This window comes from Pseudomonas brassicacearum subsp. neoaurantiaca, assembly GCF_013608025.1.
In the GTDB taxonomy this organism is placed as follows: Bacteria; Pseudomonadota; Gammaproteobacteria; order Pseudomonadales; family Pseudomonadaceae; genus Aquipseudomonas.
The window spans coordinates 116798-132516 of record NZ_VDLV01000001.1 but is presented as its reverse complement, the minus strand read 5'-3'; the positions used below and the strand labels follow the sequence as shown (position 1 = coordinate 132516).

General features: G+C 63.3%; 13 protein-coding genes. 5 read left to right on the top strand and 8 right to left on the bottom strand.

Features of this window, described 5'->3' with window-relative positions:
- Positions 1-48: 48 nt before the first annotated feature.
- On the bottom strand, positions 49-1485 hold the full coding sequence (gene aldA / locus FHK92_RS00600; protein WP_181286311.1) for an aldehyde dehydrogenase: 1437 nt from the start codon (positions 1483-1485) through the stop codon (positions 49-51).
- A 42-nt stretch (positions 1486-1527) separates the two neighbouring features.
- Complete coding sequence (locus FHK92_RS00595) at positions 1528-3705, bottom strand: PQQ-dependent dehydrogenase, methanol/ethanol family (protein WP_181286310.1); 2178 nt, start codon at positions 3703-3705, stop codon at positions 1528-1530.
- Positions 3706-3994: 289 nt separating this feature from the next.
- On the opposite strand from FHK92_RS00595, the gene FHK92_RS00590 reads away from it, so the two are divergent.
- Both FHK92_RS00590 and FHK92_RS00585 read left to right on the top strand, forming a co-directional pair.
- Entirely contained in the window at positions 3995-4891 is an 897-nt protein-coding gene (locus FHK92_RS00590) for an alpha/beta fold hydrolase (protein WP_181286309.1), read from the top strand.
- 81 nt (positions 4892-4972) lie between these two features.
- A complete protein-coding gene (locus FHK92_RS00585; RefSeq protein WP_181286308.1) occupies positions 4973-5380 on the top strand; it encodes an ACT domain-containing protein in 408 nt (135 codons plus the stop codon).
- 344 nt (positions 5381-5724) lie between these two features.
- Here the strand turns inward: FHK92_RS00585 and glcC are convergent, their stop codons facing one another.
- Entirely contained in the window at positions 5725-6492 is a 768-nt protein-coding gene (gene glcC / locus FHK92_RS00580; RefSeq protein WP_181286307.1) for a transcriptional regulator GlcC, read from the bottom strand.
- 231 nt (positions 6493-6723) lie between these two features.
- On the opposite strand from glcC, the gene glcD reads away from it, so the two are divergent.
- From glcD to glcF, 3 genes are read left to right on the top strand one after another with little or no spacing between them, the layout of a single operon-like run.
- Positions 6724-8223, top strand: a complete 1500-nt coding sequence (gene glcD, locus FHK92_RS00575; protein ID WP_181286306.1) for a glycolate oxidase subunit GlcD — start codon at positions 6724-6726, stop codon at positions 8221-8223.
- A complete protein-coding gene (glcE, locus tag FHK92_RS00570; protein WP_181286305.1) occupies positions 8223-9287 on the top strand; it encodes a glycolate oxidase subunit GlcE in 1065 nt (354 codons plus the stop codon). Before glcD ends, glcE begins: the two co-directional genes overlap by 1 nt.
- Positions 9288-9290: 3 nt before the next feature.
- A complete protein-coding gene (gene glcF / locus FHK92_RS00565; RefSeq protein WP_181286304.1) occupies positions 9291-10508 on the top strand; it encodes a glycolate oxidase subunit GlcF in 1218 nt (405 codons plus the stop codon).
- Positions 10509-10601: 93 nt separating this feature from the next.
- On the opposite strand, the gene FHK92_RS00560 is transcribed toward glcF, so the two are convergent.
- The 5 genes from FHK92_RS00560 to FHK92_RS00540 form a co-directional block, all read right to left on the bottom strand.
- Positions 10602-10988, bottom strand: a complete 387-nt coding sequence (locus tag FHK92_RS00560) for a hypothetical protein (protein ID WP_181286303.1) — start codon at positions 10986-10988, stop codon at positions 10602-10604.
- 10 nt (positions 10989-10998) lie between these two features.
- Positions 10999-12231, bottom strand: a complete 1233-nt coding sequence (locus FHK92_RS00555; protein WP_181286302.1) for an SfnB family sulfur acquisition oxidoreductase — start codon at positions 12229-12231, stop codon at positions 10999-11001.
- Positions 12232-12400: 169 nt separating this feature from the next.
- Positions 12401-13177, bottom strand: coding sequence for an ABC transporter ATP-binding protein (locus tag FHK92_RS00550; RefSeq protein WP_181286301.1), 777 nt, complete (start codon positions 13175-13177; stop codon positions 12401-12403).
- 52 nt (positions 13178-13229) lie between these two features.
- Positions 13230-14564, bottom strand: a complete 1335-nt coding sequence (locus FHK92_RS00545) for an ABC transporter substrate-binding protein (protein ID WP_181286300.1) — start codon at positions 14562-14564, stop codon at positions 13230-13232.
- A gap of 86 nt (positions 14565-14650) precedes the next feature.
- The gene (locus tag FHK92_RS00540; protein ID WP_181286299.1) at positions 14651-15715 is read right to left on the bottom strand and encodes a branched-chain amino acid ABC transporter permease; all 1065 of its coding nucleotides are present in this window, start codon (positions 15713-15715) and stop codon (positions 14651-14653) included.
- Positions 15716-15719: the final 4 nt, after the last annotated feature.

Below are 15719 nucleotides of genomic sequence, written 5' to 3'. Positions count from 1 at the left end.
CATGAAAATGCTGGCGCCCTCGCGGGCGCCGGCACTTTTCTCGCCCGATCAAACCTGGATGTAGACTACGTGGGTGTGGGTGTATTCATACAAACCATGCTTGCCGTCCGCGCCGCCAATGCCGGACTTGCGCGCCCCGGCATGGAAGCCCTGCATCGCTTCGAAGTTCTCTCGATTGATGTAGGTTTCGCCGAAATCGAGCTCGTTGCTCGCGCGCATGGCAGCAGTCAGGCTGCGGGTGTAGATCGATGACGTCAGGCCGTATTCGCTGTCATTGGCCAGGGCGATGGCTTCGTCCAGGTCTTCGACAATCTGGATCGGCAGCACCGGGCCGAAGATCTCCTGGCGCATGATCGCCATCTCGCCGCCACACCCGGCCAGCACCGTCGGCTGGTAATGGAAGCCCTGGCCCTTGCCAGCCACCGCGCCGCCCGTGACCACTTCGGCCCCCTGCTCCTTGGCAATGGTGACCATCCGCGCGACCTTGTCCAGCGCCGCCTGGTTGATCAGCGGCCCCATGTCCAGATTGTCCTCGGCCAACGGGTCGCCGTAGCGGGTCGCGGCCATCGCGGCGGCGATCTGCTCGATGAACTGATCGGCGACCTTGCGCTCGACATACACCCGCTCGGCGCAGTTGCAGACTTGCCCGGTGTTGATCACCCGCGAAGCCGTGATCGCCTTGACCGCGAGGTCCAGGTCGGCGTCCGCCAGCACGATGGCCGGCGCCTTGCCGCCGAGTTCCAGGTTGAGCTTGGTGATGTTCGGCGCCGCCGCGGCCATGATCCGCGAGCCGGTGCCGACGCTGCCGGTGAAGCTGATCAAGTCGATGCCGGCATGGCGGGTCAGGTTATGCCCCACGGTCGCCCCCGTGCCGCTGACGACATTGAACACCCCAGCCGGCAGGTCGGTCTCGGCCACCAGGCGGGCAAACTCGAAGCAGTTGATCGGCGTTTCTTCGCTGGGCTTGATCACGATGGTATTGCCGGTTACCAGCGCCGGCGCCATCTTGCGAGCGATCAGGAAGAATGGGAAGTTCCACGGCAGGATGCCGGCCACCACGCCCAAGGGCTTGCGCAGCAGGAAGATGCTTTCGCCGGCGCGGTCGCTGGTCAAGACCTCACCTTCAAGGCGCCGTGCCCACTCGGCCATGTAGTCCAGGTAATCGGCTGTGAAGTTGACCTCTACCCGCGCCAATCCCAGCACTTTGCCCTGCTCGGCGGTGATGATATGGGCGAGTCGTTCGGCGTTGTCGCGCACTTTGCTGGCAATTTTGCGCAGGTAGCCGGCGCGCTCGATGGCCGGGCGGGCGGCCCAGCTTTTTTGCGCCTTGCGCGCAGCGGCGATGGCGGCCTCAACCTGCTCGCCGCTGGCCTCGGGCACCCGTGCCAGCAAACGGCCGTTGGCCGGGTTGTGCACCTCAATGCTTGGGTCGCTGTGAATGAAGGCGTTGGCAATGAAATTCTGGTAATCGGTGATCTCAGTCATGTGCTAGCTCTCACGGTCAGTTTCAGAACGATGCAGGGACATTCATTTGGCGGTGAAGGTTTTCCAGACGCCGCCTTCCTGCTGCAGGTCATGGGCGCGCTTGATCAGGTACTGATGAATCTGCTCCACCTGTTCCGGCGTGAAGGCGTCGGCAAAAGACGGCATGCCGTCCGGCACACGACCGCCGTAGAGAATGCCGAGGAACATCTGGTGTTTTTCCGCCGTCAACTTGCGCAGGTCCGGTAGCACGCCGCCGCTGACCGCATGAATGCCGTGGCACTGGGAGCAATAGCCGTCGTAGAGCTTGCCGCCGGCGTCCACTGCGGCGAGGTCACCGGTCAAGGGCGGCGGTTTCGGGGTGTCGGCGAGCGGTGCCGGCTCGTTGAGTTTCGCCGTGCCGCCCAGTTTGTAGGTCAACACTTGAGAAAACGGCCGGACCCCGGCACGCAAGGACAAGGCACCGGCAAAGGTCGAGAAGGCACCGCCCCACCCGGCCATGAACGTCACGTACTGCTCACCGTCCACGCTGTAGGTAATCGGCGCGGCCATGACGCCGCTGGCCGCCGGTTGCTCCCAGAGTTTCTTGCCACTGTCGGCCGCATAGGCAATCACCCGGCCGTCGGCGCTGCCCTCGAACACCAGGTTGCCGGCGGTGCTCAAGGTGCCGCCGTTGAAGATCGTCACATAGGGCACTTCCCAGGCCGGTTTTTGCTTCACCGGGTCCCAGGCGATCAGCTTGCCCGACCAGCCCTTGGCCATTTCTAACAGCCCATCGGCGTCCTCCGGCATCATCCCGGTGCGCAGGCCCAGTTGGTACATGCTCTTGAACGGGTTGCGCTTTGGCGCCTCGGGGATGTGCTCGTAATAGGCGGACATGATGTGCGCCGGGATATACACAAGACCGGTGTTCGGGTTGTAGGACATCGGCTGCCAATCATGGGCGCCCCAGAACGCCGGCGTGACCAGTTTGCGCTTGCCGTCCTTCCAGTACGCTGCATTCTCGTCATCGACAATGGGCCGACCCGTCTTCATGTCCATGCCCTTGGTCCAGCTCTGAGGCACGATGCCCTTGGCGGACAACAGCTCACCCGTGGCGCGGTCGATCACGTAGAAGAACCCGTTCTTCGGCGCTTGCATCAGCACCTTGCGCGGCTTTCCGTCAATCGGCAGTTCCGCGAGGATCATGTGCTGGGTGGCGGTGTAGTCCCAGGCGTCCCCCGGCGTGGTCTGGTAATGCCAGGCGTACTCGCCCGTATCGGCGTTGACCGCGACGATGGACGACAGGAACAGGTTGTCGCCCTTGGCCTGGCTCCGCCATTTCGGGTCCCACAACGATCCGTTGCCGACGCCGATGTAGAGCAGGTTCAAGTCCGGGTCGAAAGCGAAGGAGTCCCAGGCCGTGCCGCCACCGCCCTGGGCCACGTAGGCATCGCCGTGCCAGGTCTTGGCGGCGATGGCCATGGCCTTGTCCTCCGGCGGCAGCTTGGGGTCACCCGGTACCGTGAAGAAGCGCCAGGCCTGCTTGCCGGTCTCGGCGTCGTAGGCGGTGACATAACCGCGTACGCCAAACTCGGCGCCGCCGTTGCCGATCACGACTTTGCCGTTGACCACCCGCGGGGCGCCGGTGATGGTATAGCTACGCGAGTGATCGGCCCGGGTATCCACCGACCAGGCGCGCTGGCCGGTCTTGGCATCGATGGCCTCCAGGCGACCATCGAGCACGCCCACATAAACCTTGCCCTTCCACACCGCGACGCCCCGGTTGACCGCATCGCAACAGGCCTCGCCGGCGCGGTTGCGGTCGGACTTGGGGTCGTACTTCCAGATCAACTTGCCGTCGCGCGCATCCAAGGCGTAGACCACCGAAAACGGACCGGTCGTGTACATCACGCCATCGACCACGATAGGCGTGGCCTCGACACCGCGATCCAAGTCCAGCTTATAGCTCCAGGCGAGACCCAGCTGGCCGACGTTCTGGTCGCTGATTTTCTTCAACGGGCTGTAGCGTTGCTCGTCGTAGGTGCGCCCAGTGCTCATCCAGTTACCGGGTTCCTGGTCGGCGGCGATGATGCGCTTGCCGTCGACATTCGCCGGCATGTCCTGCGCCCAGCTCGGGACGGTATGGAAGGTAAGCGCCAGCACGACAAACAACGTCTTGAGAGGAACGCGAAGGGGCGCGGTCCGAGAAGCAGTAGGCACGGCGAGGCCAATCTGTGTCATGGGGGACTCCTGGTTCTTATTAGTAGCGAAGCCATTGCGCTGCGCACCAGAAGAGGAGCAACCCCCATGCCACCGTTTGAGAACACTTTGCAGGCCCCGCCCTGCGGGGCTTTCAGCTCGTGTCACGGGTGCTGCAGACGTGCGACAGTTGTCGCACCTGCCGCGACAGCTGTGCCAGAGGTGAGTCAGGTTGCACACGATTCGTGAAGAAAGCCGCCACACGCCATGCCTTAGTACCCGAGCACGCGCGCCCTACAATAAGCGCAACCATCAGCAGGAGAGCCAAGCGATGTTCGCCTCATTTGAATCGGGCCGATGCCAAGTCAACGGCATCACCGTCAACTACCGCAAAGGCGGGAGCGGCCAAGGCCTGCTGCTGCTCCACGGGCATCCCCAGACTCACGTCATGTGGCACAAGATCGCCGAACCCCTGGCGGAGCATTTCACCGTGGTCGCGGCCGATCTTCGTGGCTACGGTGACAGCGACAAACCGGCAGGCGACGCCGAGCACCTCGCCTATTCCAAGCGGCAAATGGCCCTGGACGGGCTCGAGCTTATGCGCGCGCTGGGATTCGTGAAATTTGACCTGCTGGCGCATGACCGAGGCGCACGTGTCGCCCATCGCATGGCCATGGATCATCCGGACGCGGTGAAGCGCCTGATCACGTTGGATATCGCGCCGACCCTGGCGATGTACGAACAAACCAACGAAGCATTCGCCCGCGCCTATTGGCATTGGTTCTTCTTGATCCGACCTGCTCCGTTTCCCGAAACGCTGATCGAGGCGGATCCGGAGCTTTATCTGCGCAGCGTCATGGGCACCCGCAGCGCTGGCATGGCGCCTTTTACCGACTCAGCCTTTGCCGAGTACTTGCGCTGCCTGGCACTCCCTGGCACCGCTCATGGTTTGTGCGAAGACTACCGCGCAAGCGCCAGCATTGATCTGGAGCACGACCGGAGCGACCGGCAAGCCGGGCGAAAGCTCTCAACGCCGTTGCTGGCCTTGTGGGGAGCGGACGGCGTTGTGGGCCGTTGCTTCGATCCGCTTGGCGAATGGCAAAAAGTCGCGACCAACGTGCGAGGTAAGGCGTTGCCGTCGGGGCATTACATCGCGGAGGAAGTGCCAGAGCTTTTGATGGACGAAGTGCTTGGATTCATGCTTCCTTCGGTCCCTGGAGGCAGGTAGTTGCAGGTGGTTCCCGTTTCGACAACACTCGCCGGCGTACTTCGGCAAAATGCCCCCTTACCCATCGAACGGTGAACCGACATGTCAGGCGAGAAATCGATTGCGAAATTGCTCCGCGGAATGAGCCCGACGCTCAACGAAGGAGATTATGTCTTCTGTTGCGTCACCGACATGGACCTCGTCAAAGGCGAGGAAATACTGGGGAGCTTCCGCGAAAAAGAAGGCCTGACCGTCATCATCGAGCGCAACAGGGCCCAGGCCCTGGGCCTGCACTTCGAATACGTCGCCGCCTGGATCACCTTGACGGTGCATTCCGCCCTGGATGCCGTCGGCTTGACCGCAGCCTTCGCTACAGCCTTGGGCAACGCGGGCATCAGTTGCAACGTCATCGCGGCTTACTACCACGACCACATCTTCGTGGGCCGGGAAGATGCGCAGCGGGCGATTGAGGTTCTGGAGGCGCTTGCCCGGTCTGGCGGTGGCGAGTGATATTGCTCGTTGAATGGCAGTAGCCACATTTCAGCCCGATCCCGCCTCTACGCAAACCTTGAAACCACCCCAAAACAACTGCGGGCGGGCTTGCCCGCGAAGGCGTCCGGTCAGTTACGTATTTTTTGACTGACACTCCGCCATCGCGAGCAAGCTCGCTCCCACATGGGTTTTTGGGCCGTTTATAAGATCAGTGTCCACCACTCATCCCTTGTCGGAGCGAGCCTGCTCGCGAAAACAGTGGATCAGCTTGCATCTATGTTGAATGTGCCGCCGCCTTCGCGAGCAGGCTCGCTCCTACAGGAGAATGGCGTACCAGCTCGGCACCTGCCCAACGGCTGCCTCTACGCCCACCCCTCCAGCCGCAACGTGGCGCGCACCAGGCGTTGCTCTTCGTTTTCGATTTCCTTGAGGTTTTCGCAGATGCTCTGGATATGGGCGATGGCCGCCTTGCGCGCCTGCTCTGGCAGGCGGCCGGTGACGGCGTTGTAGAGCCGTGCATGCTGGCGGTCGATCTGGCGCTTTTGCGGTACACGGTGGTAGAGGTTGTTGACCGAGGCAAACACCGAGCTGAGCAGCAAGTCCGTCAACGAACGCAAGGTCTGCACCAACACCGGATTATGCGAGGCTTCGCAGATCGCCAGGTGAAACGCATGGTCGAGCCGGGCGTGGACGCTGGCCTCCAACGGACGGCTATGGCCATCGAGCATGGCCTCGTAGCTGCGGGTGATCAGTACGAAATCAGCCTCGGTACCGCGCAAGGCCGCCAGGCGCGCGGACTCGCCTTCGAGCAGGCTGCGCACCTCGAACAAATCATAGAGTGTGCGTGGCTGCGAGCTGAACAGGTGCATCAGCGGCGACGCCAAGCCATGCCCCGACAGGTCGGCCACGAATGACCCCTTGCCCTGCTCGGTCTTGATGATCCCGCGGGCGCGCAACAGCTTCAGTCCCTCGCGAAGCGCGGTACGAGAGACGCCGAGCTTTTCCGTCAACCGCCGCTCCGAAGGCAACAATTGCCCGCTCTTGAGCACGCCATCGACAATCAGGCGCTCGATGCGCTCGCAGACCACGTCGGCGACTTGCGGGTTACGGCTCGTCTCGAAGCTTTCCATCGAATCTCCAACTGGTATGACCAGTGTTGTCGTCGGATTCAAATCTGTTCAAGCACAGTCATAGCTCGCTGTATTTCCTTGATTTTTCCAAACGAACCAGAAGAACAGGGTCGAAGAACTGGTTCGACCAGTCCAACAACACATGGACAGTAGAACGCCTCGGGCCAATGATGCAAGTCAGCCGTATCGGAACAGACCTCTAATAAAAACAACCGAGTCTCGCTACGAACGATGAATATTCTCTACGATGAAAAGGTCGACGGCGTCCTGCCTGACGTCGACAAGAACGCGCTGATGCAGGCCCTGCAAGCACAGCTTCCCGATCTGGAAATCCTCCACCAGCGCGAAGCGCTCAAACCGTACGAATGCGACGGGCTCTCCGCCTACCGCACCACGCCCATGCTGGTGGTGCTGCCGCGCCACATCGAGGAGGTTCAAGGCGTGCTTCGTCTCTGCCACGAGCGCAAGGTGCCCGTCGTCGCCCGTGGCGCGGGCACCGGTTTGTCCGGCGGTGCCCTACCGTTGGAAAAAGGCGTGCTGCTGGTGATGGCGCGCTTCAACAACATCCTCCACATCGACCCCGCCGCCCGTACCGCACGGGTTCAACCGGGCGTGCGAAACCTGGCGATCTCCCAGGCGGCCGCGCCGTTCGGCTTGTACTACGCGCCGGACCCTTCCTCGCAGATCGCCTGTTCGATCGGCGGCAATGTCGCGGAAAACGCCGGTGGCGTGCATTGCCTCAAGTACGGGCTGACCGTGCACAACCTGCTCAAGGTCGACATCCTCACCGTCGATGGCGAACACCTGACGCTGGGCTCCCAGGCCCTCGACTCTCCCGGTTTCGATCTGCTGGCGCTGTTCACCGGTTCCGAAGGCATGCTCGGCGTGATCACCGAGGTCACGGTCAAGCTGTTGCCCAAGCCGCAAACGGCCAAAGTGCTGCTCGCAGCCTTCGATTCCGTTGAAAAGGCTGGCCGTGCCGTGGGAGACATCATCGCCGCCGGGATCATCCCGGGCGGCCTGGAAATGATGGACAACCTGGCCATTCGCGCCGCCGAAGACTTCATTCACGCCGGTTACCCGGTGGACGCCGAAGCCATTCTATTGTGTGAACTCGACGGCGTGGAGGCCGACGTCCACGACGACTGCAACCGCGTGCGCCAGGTGTTGCAACAGGCCGGCGCCACCGAAGTCCGCCAGGCTCGCGATGAAGCCGAGCGCGTGCGCTTCTGGGCCGGGCGCAAGAATGCCTTCCCTGCGGTGGGCCGCCTCTCGCCCGATTACTACTGCATGGACGGGACGATCCCGCGCCGGGAATTGCCCGGCGTGCTGCGGGCCATTGCGACGCTATCGGCGGAATACGGCCTGCGAGTCGCCAACGTTTTCCACGCCGGCGACGGCAACATGCATCCGCTGATCCTGTTCGATGCCAATCAACCGGGCGAGCTCGATCGCGCCGAAGCCCTGGGCGGCAAGATCCTTGAATTGTGCGTGAAGGTCGGCGGCAGCATTACCGGTGAGCACGGTGTGGGCCGCGAGAAGATCAACCAGATGTGCGCGCAGTTCAACAGCGATGAGCTGACCGTGTTCCATGCCGTGAAGGCTGCGTTCGACCCGAGCGGGCTGCTCAACCCTGGGAAGAATATTCCGACGCTGCATCGCTGCGCCGAGTTTGGCGCCATGCATGTCCACATGGGTCAGATGCCCTTCCCCGAGCTGGAGCGTTTCTGATGGGCAGCGAACACGATTTCGATGACAGCGCAGCGCTGCTGGAACAGGTCAACCAGGCGCTGGAGAACGCCACCCCGTTGCGCATCCGGGGCTCCAACAGCAAGGCGTTCCTCGGGCGCAGCGTGGCAGGCGAAATACTCGACACGCGCTCGCACCGCGGCATCGTCAGCTACGACCCGACGGAACTGGTGATCACCGTTCGCGGCGGTACGCCATTGGCAGAATTGTTCGAAGTGCTCGACGCTTCGCAGCAGATGCTGCCATGCGAACCGCCCGCCTTCGGTGAAAACGCCACGGTGGGCGGCATGATTGCCTGCGGACTCTCGGGCCCACGTCGCCCCTGGGCAGGATCGGTGCGCGATTTCATCCTCGGCACACGGGTCATCACCGGCCAGGGCAAGCACTTGCGCTTCGGCGGCGAGGTCATGAAAAACGTCGCCGGCTATGATCTGTCGCGCTTGATGGCCGGCAGCTACGGCTCGTTGGGCGTAGTGACCGAAGTGTCTCTCAAGGTCCTGCCAAAACCACGGCAGACCTTGAGCATCAGCCTGGAGATGGACGTCAATCATGCCTTGCAGCGCCTGGCGGAATGGGGGCAGCAACCGCTGCCGATCACTGCCGCGTGCCACGATGGCCAACGATTGCACCTGAGGCTTGAAGGTGGCGAAGGCTCGGTGGCGGCGGCCCACGACCGTCTGGGCGGCGAGCGGCTGGACTCGTCGTACTGGCAGGAGTTGAACGAACATCGATTGGATTTCTTCGACGAGGACCGCTCCCTGTGGCGCCTTTCCCTGCCGCCGAACACCCCTCGGCTGCCCCTGCCGGGCGTTCAACTGGTCGATTGGGGCGGCGCCCAGCGCTGGCTAAAATCCGATGCCGAAGCGACCTTCATCCGCTCGATCGTCGAACCAACCGGCGGGCATGTGACCTGTTATACCCCTGGCCAGACCGACAATCCTTTCCAACCGCTGCCCGACGCATTGATGCGCTACCACCGGAACCTGAAGCAGCAACTCGACCCACGGGGCCTCTTCAACCCCGGTCGCCTGTACGCGGAGCTTTGAACCATGCAGACCACCTTGAGCGACGACGCCCGCCAATTGCCCCGCGCCGAAGAAGCCGAACGCATCCTGCGCAGTTGCGTGCACTGCGGTTTCTGCAATGCCACCTGCCCGACCTATCAGTTGCTGGGCGATGAACTGGATGGCCCGAGGGGGCGCATCTACCTGATCAAACAGGTGCTCGAAGGCAGCGACGTGACCCGCGAAACCCAGGAACACCTGGATCGCTGCCTGTCGTGCCGCAACTGCGAAACCACCTGTCCTTCCGGCGTCGATTATCACAACCTTCTGGACATCGGCCGGGCGGTGGTCGATGCGGCAGTCCCGCGTTCACTTGGCCAACGCCTGTTGCGCGAGGGGTTGCGCAGCGTGGTGCCCAATCGCGGGCTGTTCAAAGGGTTGGTGAGCGGCGGCCAGGTTTTCCGCGCGTTGCTGCCAGACACGCTGAAAGCCAAGCTGCCCCGCCATGTGCGCCCACCAAAGCCACGACCGACCACCCGCCATGACCGGCAAGTGCTCATGCTCGAAGGCTGCGTACAACCGAGCCTCTCGCCCAACACCAACGCAGCCGCCGCTCGGGTACTGGATCGATTGGGCATCAGCCTCGTCCCGATTCGCGAGGCCGCCTGCTGCGGGGCGGTGGATTATCACCTGGACGCCCAGGCCGCCGGCCTCGACCGCGCCCGGCGCAACATCGATGCCTGGTGGCCGGCCATCGAAAGCGGTGCCGAAGCCATCGTGCAAACCGCCAGCGGGTGCGGCGCCTTCATCAAGGATTACGGGCACCTGCTCAGCAGCGATCCGGCGTATGCCGACAAAGCCGCAAGGGTCAGTGCCCTGGCCAAGGACCTGGTTGAAATACTCCGCGACGAACCACTCGATAAACTCGGCGCACACAGCGACCAGCGCCTGGCCTTTCATTGCCCCTGCACGTTGCAGCACGCACAAAAACTTGGGGGCGCAGTCGAAGCGATCCTGGAAGAACTTGGATTCAACTTGACGCCGGTGCCCGACAGCCACCTGTGCTGCGGCTCGGCGGGCACCTATTCGCTGACCCAGCCCGAACTGTCCCGGCAACTGCGGGACAACAAGCTAAACGCCTTGGAAAGCGGACACCCCGAAGTCATCGCCACCGCCAATATCGGCTGCCAGACCCACCTTGACGGTGCCGGCCGAACCCCTGTCAGGCACTGGATCGAACTGGTTGAAGCGGCGTTGCCTTGAACGAGCACTGCAAACGCCCTTTAAAACTGAGCCAGGCCGACACGAGCCTGGTTCACTCGACCCGATACCCAGGCGCGCAACCTCAAAACCCGCTCACGCCTGCCCTCCCTGCTCATCCGCCAACGCCGCGCCGTTGAGGTAATGGTCGCCCAGCAACCGTCGCTGGGTCAGCAACACCGGTTCGGCGGCGTCCGGCAATGGCCGCGGCAAGCTGCGCCCGGCCAACTCGAAATATGCATGACCGGCCACACGCGCCGCCTCCGCAGCGGCCAGACGAAAAGCAATGGCGGTCGATTGGGACGTGTTGGCGCGTTCGAGCAAAGCATTGGCGGCGTCGATGCGGATACGCAGGTCGCCGACCGTCGCGACCACCAGGGCTTCATGTCGTGCACTCTGCCCGCGCAGGTAGTCGAGCAGTGCCGCCTCGACGTGGCGGGCATGGGCGAGGTCGCTGCGACCTTGGGAATGTGAATTTGACATGCTCGATACCTCAGTTCCAAGAGTGCCGTTGTGGCTTGATGTCGTTGAGTAGCTGGTTGCCGACCAAGTGATATTTCCAGCGCACCGGGTCGTGCAGGGTGTGGGTCCGCGCGTTGCGCCAGAACCGATCCAGGCCTTGGCTGGCCGAGACGCTGCGCGTGCCGCCCAGCTCCAGCAAACGGCTCGACGCCTCCAGGGCGATCTCGGTCGACAGTACCTTGGCCTGGCCGACGACCACGGACGCTTCGGCGACCCGTTCCTCACTGGGCTCGGCGACGGCGCGATCGACGGCTTGGGCCCCGCGCTGCAAGATCGCCTCGGCCGCTTGCAGGCGCCAGGCCAGTTCACCGATCAGCGCCTGGCCAAGCGGGTCCTGCCAACCGTACTGCAGGCCGCTGTCGACCCAGGGGCGAGCCTGGCGGGCGACGCGCAAAGTCTCGGCGAAAGCCCCCCGGGCGATACCGGTGTCCACCGCAGCCTGGATGATCTGCGAGATCGGACCGTCGGAAGTGGGTTGGTCATAGGCCTTCCAGGCCGGCACCACGTCGATGGCAGGCACTCGCACACCGTCGATGCGCACCTGGCCGCTGGCGGTGATGCGCTGGCCGAAACCGTCCCAACTGTCGATCACGGTCAGCCCGGCGGCGTCGCGCGGCACCAGCGCGATGTGCACATGCCCCACCTCGTCCACCCCGGCAACCGGCACGATATGGGCGAACAATGCGCCGGTGCAGTAGGCCTTTTCGCCGTCGAGTACCGCCGTGTCGCCGTCGAAGCGGATCTGCGTCTGGAAGGTCGTGACGTATTGGCTTCGCGCTTCGGAAAACGCGTTGCCGAAGCGATACCCCTGGAGCACCTTGGCGTAGTAGCGCTGTTTCTGCTCTTCGCTGCCGGTCAAGCCGAGATTGCTGAGCACGCCGAAATGGTTTTGCGGTAACTGGCCGAGGGATGAATCGGCCGCGGAAATGATGGCGATCACCTCACTGAGGGTGACATAGGACACCCCGGCGCCACCGTAGGCCTTCGGCACGCTGATCGCCCACAGGCCGCTTTCGGAAAAGCGTTCGAGTTCATCCCAGGGCAGCCGTCGCTCGCGGTCACGCAGGGCGGCCTCACGGGCGAATTCCTCGGCCACCTGCTGCGCCACCTCGATGGCCTCGGCGTCGCTGCGAATGATATGGGCCGGGCGCCGAGGGGCCGGACGAGGCTGCTGGGACGGGTCCACGGTTGATAAATGGCTCATGTGCTGCTCCTTGCGTAACGGGTTCATCCACAGCCAGAGCACAGTCCGTACCAACCCTGCAAACTCTTTATATTCAATGAGTTGCGAACCGAAAACAGGACTGGAAAAGCCCCTGCAACAGCAAACTGCGGATTCACTGTTGCCCACGAGACAGTGGCGTCACCCGCGCTCAACCGGTCTTGCCGCCCAGATAGAAATGCTGGATGTCTTCCCGCGCCGCCAACTCCGCACCGCTGCCCTCACCCACCACCCGACCGTTTTCCAGAACGTAGGCGTAGGTGGCATGGCGCAGGGCAACGTTGATGTTCTGCTCGGCCACCAGAAAGCTCATGCCTTCCTGGGCATTGAGCTGGGCGACGATGGCGAAGATCTCCTCGACGAGGATCGGCGCCAGCCCCATAGAAGGTTCATCCAGCAGCACCAGCCGAGGCCGTGTCATCAATGCCCGACCGATGGCGAGCATCTGCTGCTCGCCGCCCGAGGTCAGCCCGGCCTGGGTCTTGCGCTTGGTCTTCAGGCGCGGGAACCAGGCGTAGATGCGCTCCAGGTCCTGCTCCAGCTCACGGCGCGTCGGCTTGCGCAGGAAACCGCCGCTGCGCAGGTTTTCCTCAACGGTCAGGTGGGCGAACACATGTCGCCCCTCCAGCACGTGGACGATGCCCTGGCGGGCCAGCAGGTTGGCTGCAACGCCGGCGGTATCCTGCCCCTGAAAAGTGATCCGGCCACGGCTGACGTGCGCGCGGTCAGCCTGGACCAACCCGGAAATCGCCTTGAGCGTGGTGCTCTTGCCGGCCCCGTTGGCGCCCAGCAGCGCAACGATGTCGCCCTGCCCGACCCGCAGGGAAACCCCGGCCACGGCGAGGATCGCGCCGTCGTAAATCACTTCGATGTCGTGTACCGCCAATAGCTCACTGCTTGTGGTGGCGGCAAGGGCTGCAATGGTCATGGGTGCTTTCTCCTCGGGCGCGGATGCGCCCGGTTGTATGTCGTGAGCTCGGTCATTGCGCCGCGCAGTCGCGGGCGGTCACGCCCTTTTCCTTCGCGTATTCGGCGGCCTTGGCATCGATCAGCGGGCGCAACGTCGCGCGGTCGGCCTGGACCCAGTCGGTGATCAGCTTCCATTGCTGGCCGTCCCATTGCTGGACCTTGGCGGCCCCGCCACCTTCGTGATCGCTGCAAGACAACTTCAGCGGCTGCATCAATCCAAGGAAACCGATCTCCTTCAGACGCGCGTCATCCAGGTCGAGGTGTTCCAGGCCCCAGCGACCTTCCTCACCGTTGAGCGGACGATTGCCGAATTTTTTCTGCCCGGTACGGATCGCCTCGACGGCAATGGCGGCGTTCACCAGGCCGGAGTTGTAGTAGACGCTGCCGAAACTCTTCGGGTCCTTGAGGTCGCTCTTGCCGGTATCGAGGATGTACTGGCGGATGCGTTGGTGAATGTCGAAGTCGGCGCCGCCCGGATAAGGTGTCAGCGCCAGGTACCCCTTGCCCGCCTCACCGGCCGGCAATACGTCTTCGTTGGAACTGGCCCAGATGTCACCGACGATGCGCTCCACCGGGTAGCCGAAACGCGCCGCGGTCTTGATCGCCACGGGCGTGGACACCCCCCAGGTCCGCAAAAACACCCAGTCCGGCTTCAATTGCCGCACCTGACGCCACTGCCCGGCCTGTTCGTTGCCCGGATCGGCCACCGCGATCTGGATGTTCTCGAAGCCATACTTCTGCGCCAGCAGCGCCAGCGGCCCCTGGGTTTCCCGACCGTAGGCCGAGTCGTGGTAGACGGTGGCGATCTTCTTGCCCTTGAGCTTGTCCAGCCCGCCCTCGCGCTCAGCCACGTAATTGATGAACGCCGAGGCCTCGCTGTAGAACGTCAGCATGGCCGGGAAGTTGTAGGGGAACACCCTGCCGTCGGTGGCCTCGGTACGGCCATAGCCCAGGGTGATCAACGGGATCCGGTCGGCTTCGGCCTTGTCCGCGAGGGCATAGGCCGCCGGTGCGCCGTTGGGTGCGTAGATCGCTACCGGCGCGCCGTTGAGGCCGTTCTTGAAGCGCTCGTAGCACTCGATGCCCTTTTCCGCCGTCCATTCGGTCTCGCACTCCTGCCAGACCAGCTTCACGCCATTGATACCGCCTTCCACCTCGTTGATGTAGCGCAGGTAGTCGATCATTCCGGCCCACACCGGAATGCCGCTGGAGGCATAGGCGCCGACCCGGTAGGTGGCCAGCGGGAAGAACTGTTCGTTGGCCGCCTGGGCAGTCGGTGCTAGCGTCGCGCAGGCGCCCAATGCCAGGCTGATGGCAGCGAGGCTGCGTTTAAAAGTTGCGTGCATGTTTGTCTTCTCGATGGGGTCTTGTGCAGTGTTAAAACCTCCTTTCCCTCGGTAGGGTCAAGGTTCGTTGGGTTGTGGGTCGGCGCTCAGAACCGCAGCGGCCAGACCCTGATGCGTTCGCGCAGGTCGCCGAGCAGGCGCGCCAGCCCCTCCGGTTCCTTGATCAGGAACCAAATAATCAAGCCGCCGAAGAGCACCTTCTGCAGGTTCTGCAATTGCCCGGCGTCGACGTTGCCATTGAACAGCCATTGCCCGGCATGGCTGAGCAGGATCGGTACGAGGCTAATGAAGGCCGCGCCGATGAAGCTGCCGGCGATGCTGCCCATGCCGCCGATAATGATGATGAACAGGATCTGGAACGAACGATTGATGTCGAAGCTGCCCGCGCTGGCCGTTCCCAGATAGGCGAACGCCCACAGCGCCCCAGCGATGCCCAGGTAGAACGAACTGACGGCGAAGGCCATGCGCTTGTCGCGCTCCACGGCAATGCCGATCACGGCCGCAGCGGTGTCCATGTCCCGGATCGCCATCCAGTTGCGGCCGACCTGGCTGCGCACCAGGTTGACCGCCACCCAGGTCAGCAGCACCACGCAACTGAGGGTCAACAGATAGCGACCGACCGGGCTGCTCAGGTTATGGCCGAGCAGCTCCAGGCGCGGCGCGCTGATGGTGCCGGACGAGGCGTAGTTGTAGAACCAGGGGAATTTGGCGAACACCCATTCCAGGAAGAACTGCGAGGCCAGCGTGGTGACCATCAGGTAAAAACCCTTGATCCGGGAACTTGGAATGCCGAACAGCAGCCCGACCAACCCGGCAATCACCCCACCGCCAAGCAGCGCCAGTGGCAACGGCAGGCCAGGCACGCGCAGCAGCAGGCCGTAGGTGGCAAACGCGCCCACGGCCATGAAGCCGGCGGCGCCGACCGAGGTCTGGCCGGTGTAGCCCGTCAACAGGTTCAGCCCCAGGCCCGCCAGCGACAGCACCAGGAAGGGAATCAGGATTGCGTTGAGCCAATAGTCGTTGCCCAACCACGGCAACCCGACAAACGCCACCAACAGCAGCAACAACAGGCCCGGCCGCCAACGGCGACGCACCAGGGTCAGGGGCGCGTCGTCGAAGCTGGCAGTGAGGCGCGGAACAATAGCAGTCATGGCG

What these genes read in the sequence shown, in the direction of transcription:
- aldA (WP_181286311.1), bottom strand. Translation starts at nt 1,485, where the DNA reads ATGACTGAGATCACCGATTACCAGAATTTCATTGCCAACGCCTTCATT.
- FHK92_RS00595 (WP_181286310.1), bottom strand. Translation starts at nt 3,705, where the DNA reads ATGACACAGATTGGCCTCGCCGTGCCTACTGCTTCTCGGACCGCGCCC.
- FHK92_RS00590 (WP_181286309.1), top strand. Translation starts at nt 3,995, where the DNA reads ATGTTCGCCTCATTTGAATCGGGCCGATGCCAAGTCAACGGCATCACC.
- FHK92_RS00585 (WP_181286308.1), top strand. Translation starts at nt 4,973, where the DNA reads ATGTCAGGCGAGAAATCGATTGCGAAATTGCTCCGCGGAATGAGCCCG.
- glcC (WP_181286307.1), bottom strand. Translation starts at nt 6,492, where the DNA reads ATGGAAAGCTTCGAGACGAGCCGTAACCCGCAAGTCGCCGACGTGGTC.
- glcD (WP_181286306.1), top strand. Translation starts at nt 6,724, where the DNA reads ATGAATATTCTCTACGATGAAAAGGTCGACGGCGTCCTGCCTGACGTC.
- glcE (WP_181286305.1), top strand. Translation starts at nt 8,223, where the DNA reads ATGGGCAGCGAACACGATTTCGATGACAGCGCAGCGCTGCTGGAACAG.
- glcF (WP_181286304.1), top strand. Translation starts at nt 9,291, where the DNA reads ATGCAGACCACCTTGAGCGACGACGCCCGCCAATTGCCCCGCGCCGAA.
- FHK92_RS00560 (WP_181286303.1), bottom strand. Translation starts at nt 10,988, where the DNA reads ATGTCAAATTCACATTCCCAAGGTCGCAGCGACCTCGCCCATGCCCGC.
- FHK92_RS00555 (WP_181286302.1), bottom strand. Translation starts at nt 12,231, where the DNA reads ATGAGCCATTTATCAACCGTGGACCCGTCCCAGCAGCCTCGTCCGGCC.
- FHK92_RS00550 (WP_181286301.1), bottom strand. Translation starts at nt 13,177, where the DNA reads ATGACCATTGCAGCCCTTGCCGCCACCACAAGCAGTGAGCTATTGGCG.
- FHK92_RS00545 (WP_181286300.1), bottom strand. Translation starts at nt 14,564, where the DNA reads ATGCACGCAACTTTTAAACGCAGCCTCGCTGCCATCAGCCTGGCATTG.
- FHK92_RS00540 (WP_181286299.1), bottom strand. Translation starts at nt 15,715, where the DNA reads ATGACTGCTATTGTTCCGCGCCTCACTGCCAGCTTCGACGACGCGCCC.